The sequence below is a fragment of the Streptomyces sp. NPDC059900 genome, from assembly GCF_050270335.1.
GTDB lineage: Bacteria > Actinomycetota > Actinomycetes > Streptomycetales > Streptomycetaceae > Streptomyces.
In genome coordinates this window covers 13,732-34,657 of sequence record NZ_JBNNJZ010000044.1, presented here as the reverse complement: position 1 = coordinate 34,657, position 20,926 = coordinate 13,732, and the positions used below count along the sequence as shown (strand labels likewise).

The window sequence follows — 20,926 nt, the reverse complement described above, 5'->3', positions numbered from 1 at the left end:
ACTTCAAGGAGCTCACCGAGTTCGTCGAGGAAGAGCGGGAGAAGGGTCCCGTCTACCCTCCGCGTGACGAAGTGTTCGCCGCGCTCGACGCGACCGGGTACGACCAGGTGAAGGTCCTCGTCCTCGGCCAGGATCCGTACCACGGCGAGGGGCAGGGGCACGGCCTCTGCTTCTCCGTGCGGCCCGGCGTGAAGACCCCGCCCTCCTTGCGCAACATCTACAAGGAGATGAAGGAGGAGCTCGGCCACCCCGTGCCGGACAACGGCTATCTGATGCCGTGGGCCCGGCAGGGCGTCCTGCTCCTGAACGCGGTGCTCACCGTCCGCGCGGGAGAGGCCAATTCCCACAAGGCCAAGGGCTGGGAGAAGTTCACGGACGCCGTGATCCGCGCCGTGGCCGACCGCCCCGACCCCGCCGTCTTCGTCCTGTGGGGCAATTACGCCCAGAAGAAGCTCCCGCTGATCGACGAGGAGCGGCACGCGGTCGTGAAGGGCGCGCATCCCTCGCCGCTCTCCGCGAAGAAGTTCTTCGGCTCGCGCCCCTTCACGCAGATCGACGAAGCGGTGGCGGCCCAGGGGCACGAGCCCATCGACTGGCGCATCCCCGACCTCGGCTGATCTGCCCGGTCAGGCCGGCGCGGTCCTGCGTGCCGGCTGAGCCGTGCCGGCCCGGATTGTCACCGGGCTGGCCCAGCGGCGCGGGCGGGGCGCCTCGCGGGGGGATCGCGCCTGACTGTGATTGCCGGTGGGTGCGGCTAGCGTCGAGAGCGGTGGGCACGTTGGGCACGTTGGGCTTACGAGTGTGGAGGACCCGGTGGCGGAGCAGCAGGAGCAGGCGGCGGACGACGCCGTGATGACCCGGATCGGGCAGGCGGTCATGCTGCACCACGGGGGCGACCGCGAGGAGGCGCAGGGGCGCTTCCTCGGCCTGTGGTCGGAGATCGGCGAGGAGGGTGACCCGCTGCACCGCTGCACGCTCGCGCACTACATGGCGGACACCCAGGAGGACCCCTCGGACGAACTGGCCTGGGATCTGCGTGCGTTGTCGGCGGCGGACGAGCTCACGGACGAGCGCCTGCACGAACACCACGACTCGATCGCGGTCCGCGGCTTCTATCCCTCCCTGCACCTGAACCTCGCCGCGGACTACGCGAAGCTGGATCGCCCCGAGGCGGCCCGCAACCACCTCCGGCGGGCGCGCGAGGTGGTCGGGGCACTGGGGGACGACGGGTACGGCGACGGGATCCGGGCGGCCATTTCGCGGCTAGAGCTGCGGCTGGGGGAGGGCAGCGAGGTGGAGTGAGGGGGGAGCGGCGGGGCGAAGGGGGAGCGGCGGGGTGAGGTGGAGTGAAGCGGGGGTGGCGGGCCGGGTGCGGCCGGGTCAGTGCCCGTAGGCGTCTTCGCAGATGACGGACTCGGGGCTGCCGGGGGGCCCGCCGCGGTAGTGTTTGCCGGGGCCACTGGGGGGGGGTTTGGGGGGCGGGGGGGGGGGGCGCGGGGGGGTTGCGGGGGGCCGGGCCCGCTGACGGTGGGGGTGGGGGGGGGGGGTGGAGCGCTGCGGGGGTCTCGCCGTGCGGGACGGCACGGCGGGGATGCTCGGCGCGGTGCCGGTGGCGCGGGGTGCCGGGTCGCGGGGCGGTCCGATCAGTTCGAGCGCCTCCCGGGCGGGGGCTTCCACGACGCGCGGGCGGGAATTGCCGTCGGGGCGGGGTGCCGGGGGCGGGGCGCTCGCTGCGGACGGCCCCGGCGCGGGCTGCCGCTCGACGCTCACACATCCGGAGAGGGCGGTGACCGCCACGGAGGCCAGGAGCGTGGCGGTGGTCGTGGTTCGGTGCATTCGCGCAACTCTGGGGCCAGGGGGGTGCCTTCGGCGAGGGAACGGGGGGAAGTTGGTCCGCACGAGTGAGTGTGCCTCTGGCCGGCGGGGGAGCGGGGGGCTTGTTGGGGGGTGCTCTGTGGGTTTCGACTGCCGGTCGGGTGGTGTTTGAGCCGCCGCTTCGCGGCGGATTTTTCCCGCCCACCCACCCGTTTGCCCCGTGGTGTGCCGGTCCCGGGTGGGGTGGCCGTTTGCTTCGTGGTGTGGCCGGTCCCGGGTGGGGTGGGCGGTTGCCTTGTGGTGTGGCCGGTTGTCGGGTGGGGGCGTTTGTCTTGTGGGGTGCTCGGGTCCTCGTAGGGGATGGGTGTCTGGGGCTCACCCGGCTGGTTGGGGGTCGTCCAGCATTCCGCCTAGTAGTTCCCGGATCCCGGATCGCAGGGTCTTCTCGTCCGGAGGCGGGGTGTGGTGGGAGCCTGCCGCGCAGGTGAACAGGAGGCCCTCGCACCATGCCACCAGGGACAGCGCGTGCCGCTGCGGTTCCGGTGAGCCCAGGGTGCGCATCAGGGCCACCAGTGGCTCCCTGAACCGGGCCCCCGCCGCGTCGTAGTAGGCGCGCAGTTCCGGCCTGCGGGTTGCCTCAAGGGCCAGTTCGTAGCGGGAGACCAGGAGCAGGCGGTGGTCGCCCGTGAGGTAGCGGTGCAGGGCCAGGGCGAGCGTGGTGATCACGGGCTCGCGGTTCTCCCGGCCGGCGGCCGGGAGGCTCAGCAGATCGGCGGGGGCCAGCACCGCGCCCTCGCGTTCCGCCAGCCTGCCCACCGCCGCTTCCAGGAGGGCGAGCCGGGTGCGCGCGTGGTTCGACGTCGAGCCCTGCGGGAGGCCCGCGGCCTCGTCCACGGCCCGGTGGGTCAGCCCCCGCATGCCGCGCTCGGCGAGCAGGGAGAGCGCCGCGTCGGCGATCAGTTCGCTGCGGGGCGGCCCCGCGCTGAGTCTGCGTACGGACATGAGGGCCACCCTACCGCCGTCCACTACAGCTGTAGTACGGTCGGTGCGTCGCGTTCACTACAGGTGTAGTGAACGAGCACTGGTCCTAGCTTCAGGAGGAGTCATGGCGCATCCCCGCCGAGAGCACCGCCCTCAACAGGACCCGCGAAGCCGCACACCGCACGCCGTCGTCATCGGCGGCGGCATCGGCGGACTCACCTCCGCCATTGCCCTGCACCTCTCGGGCTGGCGGGTCACCGTCCTGGAGCGGGCCGCCACCCTGGAGCCCGTAGGCTCCGGCATCGGACTCGCCCCCAACTCCCAGCGCGCACTGGACGTCCTGGGCCTGGGTGACCGGATCCGCTCGCTGGCGGCCTGGGAGGGCGACGGCGGTATGCGCGCCCAGAACGGACGCTGGCTCGTGCGCATGAGCGCGTCGGCGGCCGCGGCGGAGTTCGGCGGCTCCCTCGTGCTCCTGCACCGAGCGCACCTCGTCGACCTGCTCGTCTCCGCCCTGCCCGCCGACGCCCTGCGCACCGGCGTACGCGCCGAGCTCGCCGATCCCGGAGCGGCCGACCGCAGGGCAGTGGTCCGTACCGGCGACGGGGACATCGAAGCGGACCTCGTGGTGGGCGCCGACGGCATCAACTCGGCCGTGCGCTCCGCCCTGTTCCCTGCGCACCCGCAGCCGGCGTACACCGGATTCACGGCCTGGCGCCTCGTCGTCCCGGCGCCCGACCGGCCCTTCGAACCCCACGAGACCTGGGGGCGCGGCGGAGTCTGGGGCACCCATCCGCTCAGGGACGGCAGGATCTACGCGTACGCCACCGCCACCGTCCCCGCGGGCGGCCACAGCCCCGACGGGGAGAAGGCGGAGCTGGCGCGCCGCTTCGCCGACTGGCACGACCCCATCCCCGGGATCATCGCCGCCGCACGCCCCGGGGACATCCTGCGCAACGACGTGCGTCACATGAGCACCCCGCTCACGCACTACCACCGGGGGCGGGTCGCGCTCGTCGGTGACGCCGCGCACGCCATGGCGCCCACCCTGGCCCAGGGCGGCAACCAGGCCATCGAGGATGCCGTCGTCCTTGCCCACCACGTGGATCCGGCCGCCGATCTTGCCGCGGGCCTTGCCGGCTACAGCGCGGCGCGGGTGCCGCGTACGACGGCGATCGTCCGGCAGGCGGCGCGCGCGGCCCGCATGAACCACCTGACGAACGCCCCCCTCATCGCCGTACGCAACGAACTCATCGCGGCGGCGGCGCGCCTCGGCCCGAACCTGATCCTGCGGAGCTTCGCCTCCATCGCCGACTGGCGTCCCCCGCAGCAGCCGTATGCTGCGGGAACAGAATTCGCTCGGCGCTAGAACACAGAAGACAGGGGACAGTGGTGAAGGTCGGCTGCATCGGACTCGGTGACATCGCACAGAAGGCGTATCTGCCCGTGCTCACCGCCCTGCCGGGGGTCGAGCTGCACCTGCAGACGCGCACGCCCGCGACCCTCGCCCGCGTCGCGGGCGTCCACCACATTCCCGGAGAGCGCTGCCACACCGATCTGGACGCGCTGCTCGCCCAAGGGATCGACGCGGCCTTCGTGCACGCCTCGACCGCCGCCCACCCGGAGATCGTGACGCGGCTGCTCGAAGCGGGCGTCGCCACCTACGTCGACAAGCCCCTTGCGTACGAACTCGCCGACTCCCAGCGGCTCGTGCGCCTTGCCGAAGAGCGCGCGACGAGCCTCGCCGTCGGCTTCAACCGCCGCTTCGCGCCCGGCTACGCCCAGTGCGCGGACCACCCGCGCGAGCTGATCCTGATGCAGAAGAACCGCGTCGGTCTGCCCGAGGACGTGCGCACGCTCGTCCTCGACGACTTCATCCACGTCGTGGACACACTGCGGTTCCTGGCGCCGGGACCGATCGAGCACGTGGGCGTGCGCGCCCGCATCCAGGACGGGCTCATGGAGCACGTCGTGCTCCAGCTCGCCGGTGACGGCTTCACCGCGCTCGGCATGATGAACCGGCTGAGCGGCTCCACCGAGGAGATCCTGGAGGTCTCCGGTCAGGACACCAAGCGGCAGGTGATCAACCTCGCCGAGGTCGTCGACCACAAGGGCCAGCCCAGCGTGCGGCGGCGCGGCGACTGGGTGCCGGTGGCCAGGCAGCGCGGCATCGAGCAGGTGGTGCTCGCCTTCCTCGACGCCGTGCGTGCGGGCAAGGTGCTCAGCGCCCGCGATGCGCTGGCGACCCATGAGCTGTGCGAGCAGGTGGTGCGGGCCGCTCAGGAGCAGGGCGCCTGAACCGCCCCTTCGCGGGGCCCCGCAGGGCACGCACGCCCTCTGCCGCGCACAGCACCGCAAGCACCAGGAAGGCCGCGTGCACGGGCCAGTCGCCGAGCCTGACGTAGGGCGTGACGCCCTCGGCCAGCGGGATGTCGTACGTCGCCGTCGTGCTCGCCGAGGTGCCGAGCGGCGCCCCGACCCGCTCGCCGTCCGGGCCGTACACCGCGGAGATGCCGGTGAGCGTGGCGTGCACCATGGGGCGGCCGGTCTCGGCGGCCCGCACCGCCGCGAGCGAGGCGTGCTGTTCGGGCGCCCAACTGGACTGGAACGTCGAGGTGGACGACTGCGCGAGCAGCAACTGTGCTCCCTCGCGCGTCAGATGACGGCTCATGTCGGGGAATGCCGACTCGAAGCACACCAGCGGCCCGACCTTCAGGCCGCTCCCCACATCCATGATGACCGGACGCTCACCGCGCCTGCGGTCCTCGCCCGCCGCCTTGCCCACGGACGTCGCCCAGCCGAGGAGCGAACGGGCGGGGACGTACTCGCCGAACGGGACGAGCCGCATCTTGTCGTAGCGGTCGCCGGTCGGGCCCTTCGGACCCACCAGGACCGAGCTCTTGAAAATGCCCGGCTTGTCGGAGCGGCGCGCGTCCACGTTCACCAGGATGTCGGCGCCGACGTCACGGGACAGCGCGGCTATCCGCCGTGCGACGTCGGGGCGCTCCGCGAGGTCGTAGCCGACGCTGCTCTCGCCCCAGACGACCAGGTCGAGATCTCGCCCGACCAGGTCGCGGGTCAGTGCCTCCTCACGCGCGAGCCGCTTCGCCGCGCCGCCGACCCCGTTTATGACGCCGGGCTGTACGACGGCCACGCGCATCCGGCCGGCCTCCTCGGGGCGCGGGGCCCACGCCCAGGCGCAGGTGGCTGCGGCGGCCACGGCCACGAGCCCGGCGGTGGCGGGGACGGCCAGGGCGGCGGGCGGGCGTGACGTGCGCGAAGAGCGTGCGGCCAGGGCGAGGACCAGTACCGCGATGCCGGTGTTCACGACGACGATCAGGGCGCTGACCAGCCACACCCCGCCGATCGAGGCGAGGCGCAGTGCGGGCCCGACCTGCCACTGACTGGAACCGAGCAGCCCCCAGGGACCGCCGAGCCCCTCCCAGGACCTGACCAGCTCGACCATCAGCCAGGCGGAGGGCAGGACGACCAGGGCGGCAGTCGTCCGTCCGGGTGATGCGACGCCGCCCGTCAGACGCCGCACGAGCCAGCCCCACGGGGCCCACAGCAGGCCGAGCAGCGCGGCGATCAGGAGCGTGAACACATGCAGGCTCGGCAGCAGCCAGTGATGCACCGCCACCATGAACCCGAGGCCGCCGAGCCAGCCGTCAAGGGCCGCCCTGCGCCCGGTGTCCGCCGAGCGCGCGAGCAGGATCCAGGGCACCAGGGCGACGTAGGCGAACCACCACAGCGACGGGGCGGGAAAGGCGAGGGCGGGCAGTGCTCCGGCGGCGGCCGCCAGGACGGCACGCCAGCTGGGCGAGGCGAGCAGCCCCTTCCCCTTCGCCTTCGCCGAGGCGGCACCAAGCCGTGGCCGTTGCCGCCCCCGGTCGTCGCTGGGTTGATCCATGCAGCGCCTCCCTCGGCCCCGACGCCCGGTCGTTCGTACAGTGTGCGCGCCGCGGACGATCTAGGACAGTGCGCCTGCCGTGCCTTTGCTCAGCCGGGCTCGTGGTCCCTGGACCGCTCCTGTATCCGGCGCCACTTCTCCTGCACGGTCACCTGCCGCAGCCGCCAGCCCTGGTCCGTACGCAGTGCCGTGAAGGCGTAACGGCCGCCGCAGATGAAATCCGGAGCCGTCGATTCCGCACCCGCACCTGCGCCTGCTCCCGCGCCCGCACCTGCTCCCGCGCCCCCATCCGTGTCCCCGCCCGCGCCGCCTGCGCCCGACGTGAAGCGCATCGGGTTCACGTAGTCGGCCTGCACCTGTGCGACGTCGCCGATGTCCTGGTCGAGCGTCCCGAACCGCAGCCTCCTGTTGACGATCAGATGCTGGCGCATCGGGAAGAGCTCCATCGTCCCGGCGAGCCAGCCGGCCACCTCGGCGGCGCTCGCGTCGATGCCGCCCGCCGAGCTGTAGTCGGCGCGTCCGTCCGGGGTGAAGAGCTGCCGGTAGCCGTCCCAGTCCCCGTCGTCGACGGTCACTGCGTACTCGGTGATGAGGGAGTCGATGGCCAACCGGTCCATCACTGCGGCGAGTTCCACGCGCTGCGTCATCGGGTCAGTGTTGGGCACGAGGGGTGCCGAGCCAAGAGGCGTGCAGGAACGTGCCGCAACGGATGCGGGGACGCGGCGCGCGACTTGCGGTCGGAGCGGGTCGCATTGCGGCGAACTGCCGTACGATGCGGGGGAGTTGAGCCGTTGCGCGACCGTTCCCAGGAGCGGGCGCACTCCCGAGCTGGAGGCCCGGTGAAGAACGAGCAGCGCATCGCGGCATACAAACGGCAGGGCACCCGCAAGGAACTGACGGGACGGCAGAAGCGCCGCCTGGCGAAGAAGGCCCATCAGGGCAAGGCCTGAGCCGGCACCGCGGGGATCCAACGGCGGCCCCTAGGCCGCCCGCACGACCTCTTCGCGCACGGCGGCGGCCCACTCCGTCACCAGTTTTTCGTACTCGCGGCGCTGTTCGGCCGAGAGACGGCCGCCCGTGCGCATCCACAGGCCGCGGATCCGCTCGTTCAGTTCCGCGGCAGAGCGCGCGGAACCAGGGGGCTGAGGGTTTAAGGGCATGCGGCCAAGCCTAGGGGATGGCTACGACAATCGGAACTGTCAGCTACCGGATGGATCCCCAAGGTGAGCAGTCGCACAGCGCGGGCCGCCGCTCGCGCCGTGTCACCCGGTCGGCCCATCATCACGCCGTACCGGGCCGGGGCTCCTGATATCCAGGGTGAAGGGACGCGCCGGAAGCCGCGCGCCGTGGGGGATTCGTCGCCCTGACGCCGTACCGGCGCCCGGGGCCCATCGAGTGGAGGACCACTCATGTCCCAGCAGTACATAAGTCTCTCCGTGGACTTCACCCAAGGCCTCAACGACGCCTGGTCGAAGGTCGCTACGTTCGTGCCGAAACTCATCGGCTTCCTGGTCGTCCTGGCCATCGGCTGGTTCGTGTCGAAGATGATCGCCAAGCTCCTCGACCGGGTCCTGCGCAAGGTCGGCTCCGAGAAGCTCGCCGAGCGGGCGGGCGCCTCCCGGATGCTGGCGAACTCCAAGTACGACATGACGGGGATCGTCTGCAAGGTCGTGTACTACGCCCTGCTCCTGATCACCCTGCAACTCGGCTTCGGCGTGTTCGGCAGCAACCCGGTCTCCAGCATGCTCAACAGCATCGTGGGCTGGATCCCGCGCGGCATCGTCGCCATCGTCCTGATGGTCGTCGCCATGGCGGTGGCCAACGTCGTACGCGACATCGTCACCAGCGCCCTGTCCTCGATGTCGTACGGCAAGACCATCGGCACGATCGCCTGGACCTTCATCGTCGCGCTCGGCGTGATCGCGGCGCTCGGCCAGGCGGGCATCGCCACGACGGTCACCCAGCCCGTCCTGTACGCGGCCCTCGCGGCCGGTGCGGGCATCCTCATCGTCGGCGTGGGCGGCGGTCTCATCGGCCCGATGCGCCAGCGCTGGGAGCGCTGGCTGGACACGGCCGAGCAGGAGACGGCCAAGGCCCGCGGCAGCGTCAGCGCCTACCAGGCGGGTCGCACCGATGCGATGACCAACCAGCCCGTGCAGGAGCGCACGCGCGGCGGCATGGGCGGCACGGGCAGCCACATGCGCGACGACGACACGGACAACGGCATGCGCGGCGGCGGCATGCGCGACGACATGTGATCGTCGCTGCGCGTCTCAGGTGCCGGAGGACTCCGGCACCAGGTCGTGCCGCCTCACCAGCCAGGAGATGGCGGTGAGGCGGCACACCGCGTAATCGTGGCCGACCGGCTCCCGCCACCCGTTCTCGGCCAGACCGTCGAGGAACCCCAGGGCGTAGTCCGCGAGGAGCTCGGGGTCCGGAGCCGGCGGCACGAGCCCGGCGCCGCACATCTCAAGACGCTCCCGCACTTCGGCGACGTGCTGGTCCACGGCAGCCGTGAATCCCGGTTCGAAGGCGAACTCGGCGAAACGCGGCGCGTACGAGGCGCTGATGCGGGCGAGGGGCGACATCCCCTCACCGTAGGCCGGGCCAAACCCCCTGAAGAGGGCCTTTCGGCATGCCTTTGGTCACAAGGGACGCCCGCGGCCGGGCCTCAGCCCGCCGACTCCCCCGCGTGCGGGCTGAGCGCACCCGCTCCGACCAGCGCGAACAGGACGATGCCGAGCAGGATGCGGTAGTACACGAACGGCATGAAGCTCTTGGTCGTGATGAACTTCATGAACCACGCGATGACCGCGTATCCGACGATGAAGGCGATGATCGTCGCAAAGATCGTCGGGCCCCAGGACACATGCCCCTCGCCCGCGTCCTTCAGCTCGAAGACGCCGGACGCGAGGACGGCCGGGATCGCGAGCAGGAACGAATAGCGGGCCGCCGCCTCGCGGGTGTAGCCCATGAGCAGGCCGCCGCTGATCGTGGCGCCGGAGCGCGAGACACCGGGGATCAGGGCCATCGCCTGGCAGAAGCCGAAGATCAGACCGTCCCGGACGCCCAGTTCCTTCAGGCTCTTGCGTTCCCTGATGGCGCGGTGCTTGCCGCCCGTCTCGTCGCGGGCCGCGAGGCGGTCGGCGATGCCGAGGACGATGCCCATCACGATCAGTGTCGTCGCGATGAGCCGCAGATCGCGGAACGGGCCCTCGATCTGGTCCTTGAAGGTGACGCCGAGCACGCCGATCGGGATCGAGCCGACGATGACGAGCCAGCCCATCTGGGCGTCGTGGTCCGAGCGCGGCACCTTGCCGAAGAGGGAGCCGAACCAGGCGGAGATGATCCGCGCGATGTCCTTGCGGAAGTAGATCAGCACGGCGGCCTCGGTGCCGATCTGGGTGATCGCGGTGAACGCGGCCCCCGGATCGTGCCAGCCCGCGAATGCCGCGGTCAGCCGCAGATGCGCGCTGGACGAGATCGGGAGGAACTCGGTCAGTCCCTGGACGAGCCCGAGGATGAAGGATTCAAGCCAAGACATGGAAACTGCGCCGTCCAAGTACGGATCATGGGCTGCGGGTGCGGTCATGTGCCGGGGATGCGGAAGGTATGCGCGAGGGGTGATCACTCCCCTGCCGTGGGGCAGCGTAGCGCCACAAAGTTACGAGATCGCCCGAGGGCCGCCGCCCGCGAGCGGCGGACCGTCAGCGGCCCCGCATGTGGTGGCGCTTGCACCACGCCACCACCGCGCCCGCGAGACCCGTCACCGCGATGAAGCCCATGGCGACGAGGAAAGCGGGGGACGTCGGCGTCGAGGCGCGGGCGCCCGCGATGACGTACGCGGCGGTGTTCGGTATCGACCCGAGGCCGGTGGCGAGCAGGAACGGCAGCCACCCCATCCGGGACACCGCGGCGCAGTAGTTGGCGGCCGCGAACGGCACCCCGGGAAACAGCCGCGCCGCCAGCATCGACCGGAAGCCGTGCCTGCTCAGTTGCCCGTCGGCCGCCTTGAGCCAGCGGCCGCGCAGCAGCGGACGCAGCGCGTCCTGTCCCAGCATCCGGCCGAGCCCGAAGGCTATTCCGGCGCCGAGGACCGTGCCCGCGAGCGCCGCGGCGAGCCCCGCCTGCGACCCGAACAGGGCGCCCGCCGCCAGGTTGAGCAGCGGGCGCGGCACGAACGCCGTGGTGCACAGGCCGTAGGCGACGGCGAACACCGTCACGGCCGCGGCGCCGCCGAGTTGGCGAAGCCCTCCGTCGGACAGCAGCCGCTGCGGCTCGAAGAGCAGCACGCACGTTCCGGCGGCCGCGAGCAGCACGAGCAGCAGAGACAGCCGCGACCACGGCGAGAGAAGCGCCCTGGTGCAGCGCACGGCGAAGCCCTGCGGACGGGCGGCGGCGGTGTCGAGCATCCGGGGAGACTAACCGACAAATGTGTGTGATCGCCGTATGGTGCGTCTCATGAGCGTCACAGTCCCGCGCAGCGACTTGGCGGACATCGTCGTGGAACGGCTCACGACGATCTACCCGAAAGCGGCCGATCCGCAGCGGGCCGCGCAGGCCAGGGCGTACATGAAGGACATCGCTCCCTTCCTCGGCCTGCCCTCGCCGCTGCGCCGCCAGTTGTCCCGCGAAGTCCTCGCCGGCACCCCGCGCCCGGACGAGGCCGACTGCACGGCGATCGCACTGCGCTGCTGGCAGCTGCCGGAACGCGAGTACGCCTACTTCGCCGTCGACTATCTGCGCCGGTATGTGAAGCACTGCTCCTCGGGCTTCCTGCCGGTCGCCCGTCACCTCGTCACGACGGTCCCGTGGTGGGACACGGTCGACGCGCTCGCCTCGCACGTCGTGGGCGGCCTGGTCGCCGCGGATCCGAAGCTCCGGGCCGACATGGACGCCTGGATCGGCGACGAGGACTTGTGGGTGGCGCGCACCGCACTCCTGCATCAGCTGCGGTACAAGGACGCCACCGACACCGAGCGCCTCTTCGCCTACTGCCTGCGCCAGTCGGGCCACCCCGACTTCTTCATCCGCAAGGCCATCGGCTGGTGCCTGCGCGAGTACGCCAAGACCGATCCGGAGGCCGTGCGCGGCTTCGTCGAGCGGGAGCGCGGACGCCTTTCGCCCCTCTCGGTACGCGAGGCCCTGAAGAACCTCTGAGCACACCGGACTTCACCGGCCACTGCCGTCCGGCACCCGGCGAAAATCATTCGACGTACCCCCGCCCGTCGGCAATGATCTGCCACATGTTCCGGTACGCCTTCCACGCAGCAACGCCCGCGGTCGCGGGCGCTGCGAAGGCTGCCGTCTTCCTCTGCGCCGCATTCCCCGTCGACGGCGCCCGACGCTGACCCTCCCCGGACACTCCGGCGGACCCCCTAGGGGGAGGGTCGGTTCGGCCCCGGGGTCCCCGTCCCGAGCGCGCACGCGATGACGTGCGCCGGGACTTCAGCTTCGAGTTCCAAAGAAGGAACCGCCATGTCCAAGACGGCATACATCCGTACCAAGCCGCACCTCAACATCGGCACGATGGGCCACGTCGACCACGGCAAGACCACCCTGACCGCCGCCATCACCAAGGTCCTCAGCGAGCGCGGCAGCGGCACGTTCGTGCCCTTCGACCGCATTGACCGCGCGCCCGAGGAGGCCCAGCGCGGCATCACCATCAACATCGCGCACGTCGAGTACGAGACCGACACCCGCCACTACGCGCACGTGGACATGCCGGGCCACGCCGACTACGTCAAGAACATGGTCACCGGTGCCGCGCAGCTCGACGGGGCGATCCTCGTCGTCTCCGCGCTGGAGGGGATCATGCCGCAGACCGCCGAGCACGTCCTGCTCGCCCGGCAGGTGGGCGTCGACCACATCGTCGTCGCGCTCAACAAGGCGGACGCGGGTGACGAGGAGCTCACCGACCTCGTCGAGTTGGAGGTGCGCGAGCTGCTCTCCGTGCACGGGTACGGCGGTGACTCCGTCCCCGTCGTACGGGTGTCGGGGCTCAAGGCCCTTGAGGGCGACCCGCGGTGGGCCGCCGCCATCGAGGCGCTGCTCGACGCCGTGGACACATATGTGCCCATGCCCGAGCGGTATGTCGACGCGCCCTTTCTGCTTCCGGTGGAGAACGTGCTCACCATCACCGGGCGCGGAACCGTCGTCACCGGGGCCGTCGAGCGCGGCACGGTGCGGGTCGGGGACCGCGTGGAGGTGCTCGGGGCGGACACGGACACCGTCGTCACCGGGCTCGAGACCTTCGGCAAGCCCATGGAGTCCGCGCAGGCGGGCGACAACGTGGCGCTGCTCCTGCGCGGGGTGCCACGCGACGCCGTACGACGCGGGCATGTCGTCGCGGAGCCGGGGAGCGTCAGTCCGAGCCGCCGCTTCACCGCGCAGGTGTACGTCCTTTCGACCAAGGAGGGCGGCCGGTCCACGCCGATCGCGACCGGCTACCGGCCGCAGTTCTACCTCCGTACCGCGGACGTCGTCGGCGACGTCGACCTCGGCGACGCCGCCGTGGCCCGGCCCGGCGACACCGTCACCATGACGGTCGAGCTCGGCCGCGACATGCCCCTGGAGACGGGCCTCGGCTTCGCGATCCGCGAGGGCGGGCGCACCGTCGGCGCGGGCACGGTGACCGAGGTCGGCTGACGCCCGATGCCCGCCTCCCTCGCGGGATCCACCCCTGAGGGAGGCGGGCACAATGGAGCGGTGACTGAGGAAGAACGCGCGGACGAGGCCATGGCGGTCATCAAGGACGTGGATCACGGCACCGCCAAGCTGATGCCGGACGTGGACCGGCCCCGCGCCTGGCTGCTCACGGTCGACGGGGCGCCGCAGTCGTACGTCGATCTGGACGCGCCCACGCACCTGGAGTTCGAGTACGCGCAGCGGCTCGCCCACGTCATCGACACCACCGACGACCCCGACCGACCGCTGGACGTGACCCACCTCGGCGGCGGCGCGCTCACCCTGCCCCGCTATGTCGCCGCGACCCGCCCCGGCTCCCGGCAGGACGTGGTGGAGGCGGACCGCGGGCTCCTCGAACTGGTCACCGAGCGGCTGCCGCTGCCCGCGGATTCCGGGATCACCGTGCACGGCGCGGACGCCCGGCAGTGGCTCGAAGCGGCGGCACCCGACAGCACCGATGTCCTGGTCGCCGATGTGTTCGGCGGCTCGCGGGTGCCCGCCCATCTGACGTCGGTGGCCTACGCGCGCGCCGCGGACCGGGTCCTGCGCGCGGGCGGCGTCTACGCGGCGAACCTCGCGGACGGGGCGCCGTTCGGCTTCCTGCGCTCCCAGCTCGCCACCTTCGCCGAGGTGTTCGGGCAGGTCGCGCTGATAGCCGAACCGACCGTGCTGCGCGGGCGGCGCTTCGGCAACGCGGTGCTCGTCGCCTCGCACGAGGAGATCGAGGTCGATGCGCTCGCCCGGCGGGCGGCGGGCGACGTCTTCCCGGCGCGCGTCGAGCACGGGGCGGCGCTGCGGCTGTTCATCGGCGACGCGAAGCCGGTGCGGGACGAGGACGCGGTCGCCTCACCCGAGCCGCCCGACGGGGCCTTCGGCATCGGCTGAGGCCGCAGGCACGACCGAGGGCCCGACCGGGGGAGTGCCCGCCCCGGCGACGTCCTTGGCGACTTCCTTCGACGCCGGGCGCCGCGTCAGATTGCGCACGTCGGGGACGAGCAGCACGAGCGCCGTCACCACGACCACCAGCGCCGCGCAGCCCCACAGCGAGGCCGAACGCCCGAAGGCGAGCTCCGCGGGGCCCGCGAGTGCCGTGGCGAGCGGGACCATCGCGATCGAGCCGAACCAGTCGTACGCGGCGACCCGCGACAGCTTCTCCTCGGGGATCTCCTGGTGCATCGTGGTCATCCACGAGACGCCGAACACCTCGATCGCGACGCCGCTGACGAACATCACCGCCGCCAGACCCCACACCGGCAACGGCACCGCGAGCGCCGCCGAGGGCGCGGCGAGCGGGAAGACGCACAAGGTGCCCGCGAGCAGCAGGCGCCGCGGCTTCCACCGCATCATCAGGACCGCGCCGCCGACCGTGCCCGCGCCGAACGCGCCGAGCGCCAGGCCCCAGGGCCCCGCACCCCCCAGCTCGTCCCGCGCGACCAGCGGCCCGAAGACGGCCTCGGCCGCACCGACGACCGCGACCACCACCGAGAACTGCGCGACGATCGCCCACAGCCACGGCCGGCCGATGAACTCCCGCCAGCCGTCCCGCAGATCGGAGACCAGCCCGCCGCCGGGCTTTCGTACCGGTATGTGGCTTACGTCCAGGAACGACCGCAAGGCTCCGGCGACCGCGAACGCCGCCGCGTCCACGGCGAGCACCCAGCCGGGTCCCATCGCGGCGACCAGCAGACCGCCGAGCGCCGCGCCGCCGAGCCCGGCGCCCTGCATCGCCATGCGGTACAGCGCGAAGGCGCGCCCCGCCTGTTCACCGCTGACGGTCGAAAGGAGCATGCCTTCGGCGGCCGGGCCGAAGAACGCCTGGCCGGTGCCGCCGAGCGCGGTGAGCAGCATCATCGACCACAGCGGGGGCGTGCCGGAGATGACGAGCACCGCGAAGACGGCCTGCGAGGCGCAGTTGAGCGCGTTGGCCGCGACCATCACGTGGTGGCGCGGAAGGCGGTCGGCGACGGCGCCGCCGATCAGCAGGAACAGCACGAGCGGCAGCGTGCGCGCCGCGGCCACCAGACCCACGTCCCCGCCGTCGCCGCCGGAGTCGAGCACGGCGAACGCCGCCGCGATCAGGGCGCCGGCGCTGCCCAGATTGGTCACGACCGCGGCGGCGGTCAGCAGGCTGTAGTTGCGTCCGGCCCAGGAGGGAGGGCGCACGGCGGCGGGAGTGGTCACCAGGGGACTATCGCCGCCGCGACACCGACTTGCCAAACCGATTCTGCGTGGGGCAGGGGCCGGTTCCGCCGGGGACGGCCCCGCCCCGGCGGCTCAGGAATCCTCGGGGTCGCCGTGCAGCCGTACCGTGCTGAGGATCTTCATGACGGTGGCCTCCGGGATCTCGTCCTTGACGCCCTTGGCGCCGTAGAGACTCCAGGCCACGTACTCGCCGTCGGAGTTCTTGAAGCCGAACGTCGTGGCCTTGCCGTCCGAGTCGCACTTGTCCTGCTTGACGACACCGGAGGTCGTGGAGGTCGCGACGCTGCCCTTGACGCCCGACGCGGTGGTGTACGACTCCACCTTGCCGATCTTGATCCTCTTCTTGTCGGCCTTCTTCTGGCCCGTGTATCCGCCGAAGACCCACCACGCGGAGTCGTTGCGCGCGACGTCCTTGGTGTTCTTGGCGCCGTTCTGGCCCTTGGTGCCGACCGCGCCGAGAGCGACGTCGTCCTTCGTGCCGTCCTTGTCGTCGTCCGACGAGCACCACTTGGACTTGTAGTAGGCGGGCGCGGACATGCCGATGAGCGCGCTGCCGTCACCCTTCTCGTCGTCCTCGAAGCCGATGAAGGTGTCGGCGGTCTGCACCTCCCAGTCGGCCGGGACGTCGAAGGCGGTGCCCCACTTGGGGTTCACGACGACCTGCCAGCCCTTGACCGTCGCCTTGGGCCCCTTGCCCGTACCGCGCTCGCTGCCGCCGTCGTCGGACTCGGCGGGGCTCGGCTTCTGGGAGGTGGTCTTGGCCGGGGACTTCCCCGGCTTGTCGTTCGCCTCGTCGTCCTTGTCGCCGCCGAGCACCAGGAACCCCGTGACACCGGCGGCCACCAGGACGGCGAGCGCCGCGATGATCGCGGTGATCTTCGTCTTGTTTCCGTCCCCGCCCTGACCGCCCTGCTGGGGCGGCATCGGCGGCGGAGTCGGCGCGGCCCACTGCGGCTGCTCCGGCTGCGAGTAGGCACCCGGCTGAGGCTGCTGCTGGTAACCCGGCTGCTGGTACGGGTTCGGCTGCTGGTACCCCGGCTGCTGGTACGGATTGGGATTCTGGTCCTGCGGGTTCTGCTCGCCCCCGGGCGGCTGCTGTCCTGGCCACATGGCGCGAACGATACGGGGTCAGTACACCGGGTCAGCGCGGCAACCCCTGGTCGCGGGGCCAGCGGTGGGGCGGTTGCTCAGGATTCGGAACCGTTGTCGTATTCGCGCACCGTGCTGAGCATCTTCTTGACCGTCGCGTCCGGAACTTCGCCGTCCACTCCCTTGGCCCCGAAGAACGACCACGACACGAACTTGCCCTCGGAGTCCTTGAATCCGAAGGTGGTCGCCTTGCCGTCCGTCCGGCACTTGTCCGTCTTCTCGACGCCGGAGGACGAGGATGTGGCCACGCTTCCCCGGATGCCGGACTCGGTGGTGTAGGACTCCACGGGGCTGGTCGTGATGTTCTTCCGGTCTGGCTGGGTGTACTGGCCGTACACCCACGTCGAAGAGTTCTCCCTGGCGATCTCCTGGGTGCTCCTCGCGTCGCGGTTGCCCTTGCTGCCGGCCTCGGCGAGCGGCGTGTGGTCCTTGACTCCGTCCCGGTCCGGATCGCTCGTGCACCACTGCTTCTTGAACACGGCGGGTGCCACCATCCCGATCAGGATGCTGTCCTCGTCGTCGGCCTCCCCGACGGCGTCCACCCAGTCGCGCGACTTGAGTTCCCACTGAGGAGGCGCGTCGAAGGCGATGCCGCGCTTCGCGTTCACGACCGTCTTCCAGCCCGCGATCGTCGGCTTCGGCCCGCCGCCGACACCGCGTTCGGTGCCCCCGGACTCGGCCGGGCTCGCGGACTCGGACGCGGAAGACCGCGCGGGGCCCGGCTTCGCCTCGTCGTCCTTGCCGCCGCCGAGGACCAGGAAGCCCGTGACACCGGCGGCGACCACGACCGCGGCCGCGGTGACGACGGCGATCACTCCGATCCTGTTGCCGCCGCCACTGCCCTGCGGATCCGGGGGCGCGCCGCCCGGCACGGTCGGGGCGTTCCACGGCGCGGGCTGCTGGTATCCCGGCTGGTGGTACGGATTCGGCTGCTGGTCGGGCCCGCCCCCGGGCTGCTGCTCTCCTGGCCACATGGGCAGCAACCATAGGCGACCTCGATCCAGGTCCCATCTGGCGGAGGCTCCTGGCCAAAAAACGCTACCCGTGGGTAACATCGCGCCATGAGCGCTGACCAGATGTCGATCGGCGAGATGCTCGCCGCCACCGTGCCGATGGCCCGGACCCTGAAACTCGAGTTCCGCGAGACCACGCCCGAGAAGGCCGTGGTCGCCCTGCCCGACCAGGCCGAGTACCACAACCACGTCGGCGGGCCGCACGCCGGAGCCATGTTCACGCTGGGGGAGTCGGCGAGCGGCGCGATCGTGCTCGCCGCGTTCGGCGACCAGCTCTCGCGGGCCGTGCCGCTGGCCGTCAGCGCCGACATCGCGTACAAGAAGCTCGCCATGGGCCAGGTGACGGCCACCGCGACCCTCGGCCGCCCGGCCGCCGAGGTCGTCGCCGAGCTGGACGCGGGGCAGCGGCCCGAGTTCCCGGTGGCGATCGCGATCCAGCGCGAGGACGGCGCCGTGACCGGCGAGATGACCGTCGTCTGGACGCTGCGCCCCAATAACTGAGTCGCGTGCGGGCGTTCGCTTCCGTACGTTCAATGAACACAGCGGCGTCACGTCGGCCGGGCCACGGGGGTCCCGACCGGCGGGGCGCCGTTTCTGCCGGATTTCCCCGGTTCTCTTCGTGACTGCATTCCCGCCGTTTCCCGCCGTTTCTCGCGGGCTTCCGTTCACTTCATTGACACGAGTCAGTGACCGGCATAGTTTTCCCGCCGCCAGGGGTCGACGTCATCCACGGGAGTCGCCGTATGAGTCGCAGGAGAACCACGGGAAGCAGGAGAACCACGGGAAGAACGGGGCGCACCGCGTCCGCCTTCGTCGTCATGGCCGCCGCCGCGGCCCTGCTCGCCCCGCACCCCGCGCAGGCAGCGCAGGCCACGCAGGCCGCCCCCGGCAAGGGCACGCTCGTCCGTACGGACGCGGGCTGGGTGCGCGGGGAATCCACCGACGAGGGGCGGCAGTTCCTCGGCATCCCCTATGCCCGGCAGCCCGTCGGCGACCTCCGCTGGAAGGAGCCCCGGCCCGCCGAGCCGTGGCGGGGCGTGCGGGGTGCGACCTCCTTCGGCAACCGCTGTGTGCAGAGAGCCAGTTGGGATCCGGGCTATGAGAACCCCAGCCACACGGAGGACTGCCTCGACCTCAACGTCTACACCCCTGACGGGCAGCGGGGGCAGCGCCCCGTCCTGGTCTGGCTGCACGGCGGCGGGCTCACCGCGGGAGCCGGCGAGGACATCGTGCCCGACACCTTCGCCCGGCGCACCGGCACGGTGGTCGTGACCGTCAACTACCGCCTGGGAGCCATGGGCTTCCTCGCCGGGGCCGGGCTCGACGGTGAGGCGTCCGACGGTGTCTCGGGCAACTACGGCCTGCTCGACCAGCAGGCCGCCCTGCGCTGGGTGCGCGCCAATATCGGCGCGTTCGGCGGCGACCGGCAGCGCGTGACCATCGCGGGCGAGTCCGCGGGCGGCCGATCCGTCTGTACGCAGCTGGCCTCGCCCGCCGCCAAGGGCCTCTACCGCGCGGGCATCGTGCAGAGCGGCGCCTACGGCGACTGCGCCGCCCGCGAGCAGAAGGACGCGCTCGCCCAAGGCGCGGCCTTCGCCAAGAAGGCGGGCTGCCCCGACCCGGCCACCGCCGTCGCCTGTCTGCGGAAGAAGCCCGCCGAGGAGATCCTCGCGGCGCAGGCCGGGTTCGACTGGGGCCCGGTGGCGGGCGGCGACTTCCTGCCGGTCCAGCCGCAGGAGGCCTACCGGAACGGGAGCGCCTCGCGCGTACCGGTCCTCAACGGCGCGAACAGCGACGAAGGGCGGCTCTTCGCCTACGGACAGTTCGACGGACAGGGCAAGCCGCTCACCGAGGAGCAGTACCCGGCCGCGCTCAGCCGGGCATACGGCGCCGAGCTCGGCGCCAAGGTCCTGAAGCGCTACCCGGTCTCCGGGCACGCCACGCCCACGCACGCCTACGCGGCGGCCCAGGGCGACCAGCTGTTCGCCTGCACGGCGTTGCGCATGGACAGGTCACTCGCAGGCCGCGGCCCCGTCTACGCCTACGAGTTCGCCGACCGCACCTCGCCGCCCTTCGCCTCGATCCGCGAGGCGGGCAGGACGTTCGACTTCGGGGCGACCCACGTCAACGAAGTGCAGTACCTCTTCAAGCACTTCGGGCTCCCGACGCCGCTCAACGCCGAACAGAAGGCCCTGTCGCGGCAGATGGTCCAGTACTGGGGCTCCTTCATCCACGGCGGTGCGCCGCGCGCCGACGGCCAGCCCACCGCGCCCGACCAGCGGCGACAGCCCGGCCGCGTCCTCTCGCTGCGCACCGCGTCCGCGGGCGGGAACGAGCTGAGCACCACCGTGGCCCGTGAGCACCGGTGCGACCTGTGGGACCGCGAGGACTCCGCCCCGGCCGACGCCGGGTGAGCGGGTAGGCTGCCCGGCGTGCGCGCTCCGGGGGGATCGCGCACGCCGGGTACACGCACATCAGCACAGGAGGAACCGGCGTTGCACGTCCAGGAATGGCTGGAGACCGTACCGGCCGTCAGTATCTACGCGCTGGTGGGCGTGGTCATCGGTCTGGAGAGCCTGGGCATCCCGCTGCCGGGTGAGATCGTCCTCGTCTCCGCCGCGCTGCTCTCCTCGCAGCACGGCGAGCTCAACCCCGTCATCCTGGGGATCTGCGCCACCGCGGGCGCCATCATCGGCGACTCCATCGGGTACGCGATCGGACGCAAGGGCGGCCGGCCGCTCCTGGCCTGGCTGGAACGGAAGTTCCCCAAGCACTTCAGCGCCGCGAACGTCGGCAGTGCCGAGCAGTCGTTCCAGAAGTGGGGCATGTGGGCGGTCTTCTTCGGCCGCTTCGTCGCCCTGCTGCGGATCTTCGCGGGCCCGCTCGCGGGCGTCCTGCGCATGCCGTACTGGAAGTTCCTCGTCGCCAATGTCCTGGGCGGCATCGTCTGGGCGGGCGGCACGACGGCCGTCATCTACTACATCGGTGTCGTCGCCGAGGACTGGCTCAAGCGGTTCTCGTACTTCGGTCTGGCCATCGCCGTCCTGATCGGTGTCGGCTCGATGCTGCTCGTCAAGCGCCGCGCCAAGAAGGCGGCGGCCGCCCGCGAAGCGCAGAAGGGCGCGGAGCCGGCGGCCGAGCCGGTACCCGTTCCGGCCGCCGACTGACC

Annotated in this window: 21 protein-coding genes; 11 read left to right on the top strand and 10 right to left on the bottom strand. The window is 71.6% G+C overall.

The window, feature by feature from the left end:
- Positions 1–617, top strand: a 617-nt coding sequence (locus ACQKIP_RS09880; protein ID WP_427742726.1) for a uracil-DNA glycosylase, incomplete at its 5' end; no start/stop codon positions are given.
- A 196-nt stretch (positions 618–813) separates the two neighbouring features.
- Complete coding sequence (locus ACQKIP_RS09875) at positions 814–1,302, top strand: hypothetical protein (RefSeq protein ID WP_365866109.1); 489 nt, start codon at positions 814–816, stop codon at positions 1,300–1,302.
- An 888-nt stretch (positions 1,303–2,190) separates the two neighbouring features.
- Here the strand turns inward: ACQKIP_RS09875 and ACQKIP_RS09870 are convergent.
- On the bottom strand, positions 2,191–2,817 hold the full coding sequence (locus tag ACQKIP_RS09870) for a TetR/AcrR family transcriptional regulator (RefSeq protein WP_365866113.1): 627 nt from the start codon (positions 2,815–2,817) through the stop codon (positions 2,191–2,193).
- A gap of 103 nt (positions 2,818–2,920) precedes the next feature.
- Between ACQKIP_RS09870 and ACQKIP_RS09865 the strand changes: the two genes are divergently transcribed.
- Positions 2,921–4,165 (top strand): FAD-dependent monooxygenase, encoded by a 1,245-nt coding sequence (locus ACQKIP_RS09865; RefSeq protein WP_365866115.1) that lies wholly within the window; start codon positions 2,921–2,923, stop codon positions 4,163–4,165.
- 23 nt (positions 4,166–4,188) lie between these two features.
- A complete protein-coding gene (locus tag ACQKIP_RS09860; protein ID WP_365866178.1) occupies positions 4,189–5,094 on the top strand; it encodes a Gfo/Idh/MocA family protein in 906 nt (301 codons plus the stop codon).
- Here ACQKIP_RS09860 and lnt read toward each other — a convergent pair.
- The 3 genes from lnt to ACQKIP_RS09845 form a co-directional block, all read right to left on the bottom strand.
- On the bottom strand, positions 5,018–6,706 hold the full coding sequence (gene lnt / locus ACQKIP_RS09855; protein ID WP_365866117.1) for an apolipoprotein N-acyltransferase: 1,689 nt from the start codon (positions 6,704–6,706) through the stop codon (positions 5,018–5,020). The genes ACQKIP_RS09860 and lnt overlap by 77 nt on opposite strands.
- A gap of 89 nt (positions 6,707–6,795) precedes the next feature.
- The gene (locus ACQKIP_RS09850; protein ID WP_365866119.1) at positions 6,796–7,353 is read right to left on the bottom strand and encodes a nuclear transport factor 2 family protein; all 558 of its coding nucleotides are present in this window, start codon (positions 7,351–7,353) and stop codon (positions 6,796–6,798) included.
- A gap of 333 nt (positions 7,354–7,686) precedes the next feature.
- Complete coding sequence (locus tag ACQKIP_RS09845) at positions 7,687–7,866, bottom strand: hypothetical protein (protein WP_365866121.1); 180 nt, start codon at positions 7,864–7,866, stop codon at positions 7,687–7,689.
- A 249-nt stretch (positions 7,867–8,115) separates the two neighbouring features.
- On the opposite strand from ACQKIP_RS09845, the gene ACQKIP_RS09840 reads away from it, so the two are divergent.
- Positions 8,116–8,964, top strand: a complete 849-nt coding sequence (locus ACQKIP_RS09840) for a mechanosensitive ion channel family protein (RefSeq protein WP_365866123.1) — start codon at positions 8,116–8,118, stop codon at positions 8,962–8,964.
- 15 nt (positions 8,965–8,979) lie between these two features.
- Here the strand turns inward: ACQKIP_RS09840 and ACQKIP_RS09835 are convergent, their stop codons facing one another.
- The 3 genes from ACQKIP_RS09835 to ACQKIP_RS09825 all read right to left on the bottom strand — a co-directional run bounded on the left by ACQKIP_RS09835 (position 8,980) and on the right by ACQKIP_RS09825 (position 11,118).
- The gene (locus tag ACQKIP_RS09835) at positions 8,980–9,294 is read right to left on the bottom strand and encodes a DUF6401 family natural product biosynthesis protein (protein ID WP_365866125.1); all 315 of its coding nucleotides are present in this window, start codon (positions 9,292–9,294) and stop codon (positions 8,980–8,982) included.
- Between the two features lie 83 nt (positions 9,295–9,377).
- On the bottom strand, positions 9,378–10,250 hold the full coding sequence (locus tag ACQKIP_RS09830) for an undecaprenyl-diphosphate phosphatase (RefSeq protein WP_365866127.1): 873 nt from the start codon (positions 10,248–10,250) through the stop codon (positions 9,378–9,380).
- Between the two features lie 163 nt (positions 10,251–10,413).
- Positions 10,414–11,118, bottom strand: a complete 705-nt coding sequence (locus ACQKIP_RS09825; RefSeq protein WP_361195419.1) for a TVP38/TMEM64 family protein — start codon at positions 11,116–11,118, stop codon at positions 10,414–10,416.
- A 49-nt stretch (positions 11,119–11,167) separates the two neighbouring features.
- On the opposite strand from ACQKIP_RS09825, the gene ACQKIP_RS09820 reads away from it, so the two are divergent.
- The 3 genes from ACQKIP_RS09820 to ACQKIP_RS09810 all read left to right on the top strand — a co-directional run bounded on the left by ACQKIP_RS09820 (position 11,168) and on the right by ACQKIP_RS09810 (position 14,278).
- Positions 11,168–11,866 carry a DNA alkylation repair protein gene (locus tag ACQKIP_RS09820; RefSeq protein ID WP_365866129.1) on the top strand — a complete coding sequence of 233 codons (699 nt, stop codon included), beginning with the start codon at positions 11,168–11,170 and terminating at the stop codon, positions 11,864–11,866.
- 318 nt (positions 11,867–12,184) lie between these two features.
- Positions 12,185–13,354: an elongation factor Tu gene (gene tuf, locus ACQKIP_RS09815; protein ID WP_365866131.1), complete on the top strand. Its 1,170-nt coding sequence runs from the start codon at positions 12,185–12,187 to the stop codon at positions 13,352–13,354.
- Positions 13,355–13,444: 90 nt separating this feature from the next.
- On the top strand, positions 13,445–14,278 hold the full coding sequence (locus ACQKIP_RS09810) for a spermidine synthase (RefSeq protein ID WP_365866180.1): 834 nt from the start codon (positions 13,445–13,447) through the stop codon (positions 14,276–14,278).
- Here the strand turns inward: ACQKIP_RS09810 and ACQKIP_RS09805 are convergent.
- The 3 genes from ACQKIP_RS09805 to ACQKIP_RS09795 form a co-directional block, all read right to left on the bottom strand.
- A complete protein-coding gene (locus ACQKIP_RS09805; protein ID WP_365866182.1) occupies positions 14,240–15,577 on the bottom strand; it encodes an MFS transporter in 1,338 nt (445 codons plus the stop codon). The genes ACQKIP_RS09810 and ACQKIP_RS09805 overlap by 39 nt on opposite strands.
- A 90-nt stretch (positions 15,578–15,667) precedes the next feature.
- Positions 15,668–16,705: a hypothetical protein gene (locus ACQKIP_RS09800; protein WP_427742719.1), complete on the bottom strand. Its 1,038-nt coding sequence runs from the start codon at positions 16,703–16,705 to the stop codon at positions 15,668–15,670.
- Between the two features lie 77 nt (positions 16,706–16,782).
- Positions 16,783–17,718, bottom strand: coding sequence for a hypothetical protein (locus ACQKIP_RS09795; RefSeq protein WP_365866136.1), 936 nt, complete (start codon positions 17,716–17,718; stop codon positions 16,783–16,785).
- 87 nt (positions 17,719–17,805) lie between these two features.
- Here ACQKIP_RS09795 and ACQKIP_RS09790 point away from each other — a divergent pair, with 87 nt between their 5' ends.
- The 3 genes from ACQKIP_RS09790 (at position 17,806) to ACQKIP_RS09780 (ending at position 20,924) form a co-directional block, all read left to right on the top strand.
- On the top strand, positions 17,806–18,258 hold the full coding sequence (locus ACQKIP_RS09790) for a DUF4442 domain-containing protein (RefSeq protein WP_361195431.1): 453 nt from the start codon (positions 17,806–17,808) through the stop codon (positions 18,256–18,258).
- Between the two features lie 242 nt (positions 18,259–18,500).
- Complete coding sequence (locus tag ACQKIP_RS09785; protein WP_365866138.1) at positions 18,501–20,171, top strand: carboxylesterase/lipase family protein; 1,671 nt, start codon at positions 18,501–18,503, stop codon at positions 20,169–20,171.
- 81 nt (positions 20,172–20,252) lie between these two features.
- On the top strand, positions 20,253–20,924 hold the full coding sequence (locus ACQKIP_RS09780) for a DedA family protein (RefSeq protein WP_365866140.1): 672 nt from the start codon (positions 20,253–20,255) through the stop codon (positions 20,922–20,924).
- Positions 20,925–20,926 lie beyond the last annotated feature (2 nt).

Coding starts and splice junctions, on each gene's coding strand:
- ACQKIP_RS09835 (WP_365866125.1), bottom strand. CDS start 9,294: ATGTCGCCCCTCGCCCGCATCAGCGCCTCGTACGCGCCGCGTTTCGCC.
- ACQKIP_RS09865 (WP_365866115.1), top strand. CDS start 2,921: ATGGCGCATCCCCGCCGAGAGCACCGCCCTCAACAGGACCCGCGAAGC.
- ACQKIP_RS09830 (WP_365866127.1), bottom strand. CDS start 10,250: ATGTCTTGGCTTGAATCCTTCATCCTCGGGCTCGTCCAGGGACTGACC.
- ACQKIP_RS09810 (WP_365866180.1), top strand. CDS start 13,445: ATGGCGGTCATCAAGGACGTGGATCACGGCACCGCCAAGCTGATGCCG.
- ACQKIP_RS09840 (WP_365866123.1), top strand. CDS start 8,116: ATGTCCCAGCAGTACATAAGTCTCTCCGTGGACTTCACCCAAGGCCTC.
- lnt (WP_365866117.1), bottom strand. CDS start 6,706: ATGGATCAACCCAGCGACGACCGGGGGCGGCAACGGCCACGGCTTGGT.
- ACQKIP_RS09845 (WP_365866121.1), bottom strand. CDS start 7,866: ATGCCCTTAAACCCTCAGCCCCCTGGTTCCGCGCGCTCTGCCGCGGAA.
- ACQKIP_RS09850 (WP_365866119.1), bottom strand. CDS start 7,353: ATGACGCAGCGCGTGGAACTCGCCGCAGTGATGGACCGGTTGGCCATC.
- tuf (WP_365866131.1), top strand. CDS start 12,185: ATGTCCAAGACGGCATACATCCGTACCAAGCCGCACCTCAACATCGGC.
- ACQKIP_RS09790 (WP_361195431.1), top strand. CDS start 17,806: ATGAGCGCTGACCAGATGTCGATCGGCGAGATGCTCGCCGCCACCGTG.
- ACQKIP_RS09825 (WP_361195419.1), bottom strand. CDS start 11,118: ATGCTCGACACCGCCGCCGCCCGTCCGCAGGGCTTCGCCGTGCGCTGC.
- ACQKIP_RS09820 (WP_365866129.1), top strand. CDS start 11,168: ATGAGCGTCACAGTCCCGCGCAGCGACTTGGCGGACATCGTCGTGGAA.
- ACQKIP_RS09870 (WP_365866113.1), bottom strand. CDS start 2,817: ATGTCCGTACGCAGACTCAGCGCGGGGCCGCCCCGCAGCGAACTGATC.
- ACQKIP_RS09800 (WP_427742719.1), bottom strand. CDS start 16,705: ATGTGGCCAGGACAGCAGCCGCCCGGGGGCGAGCAGAACCCGCAGGAC.
- ACQKIP_RS09795 (WP_365866136.1), bottom strand. CDS start 17,718: ATGTGGCCAGGAGAGCAGCAGCCCGGGGGCGGGCCCGACCAGCAGCCG.
- ACQKIP_RS09785 (WP_365866138.1), top strand. CDS start 18,501: ATGAGTCGCAGGAGAACCACGGGAAGCAGGAGAACCACGGGAAGAACG.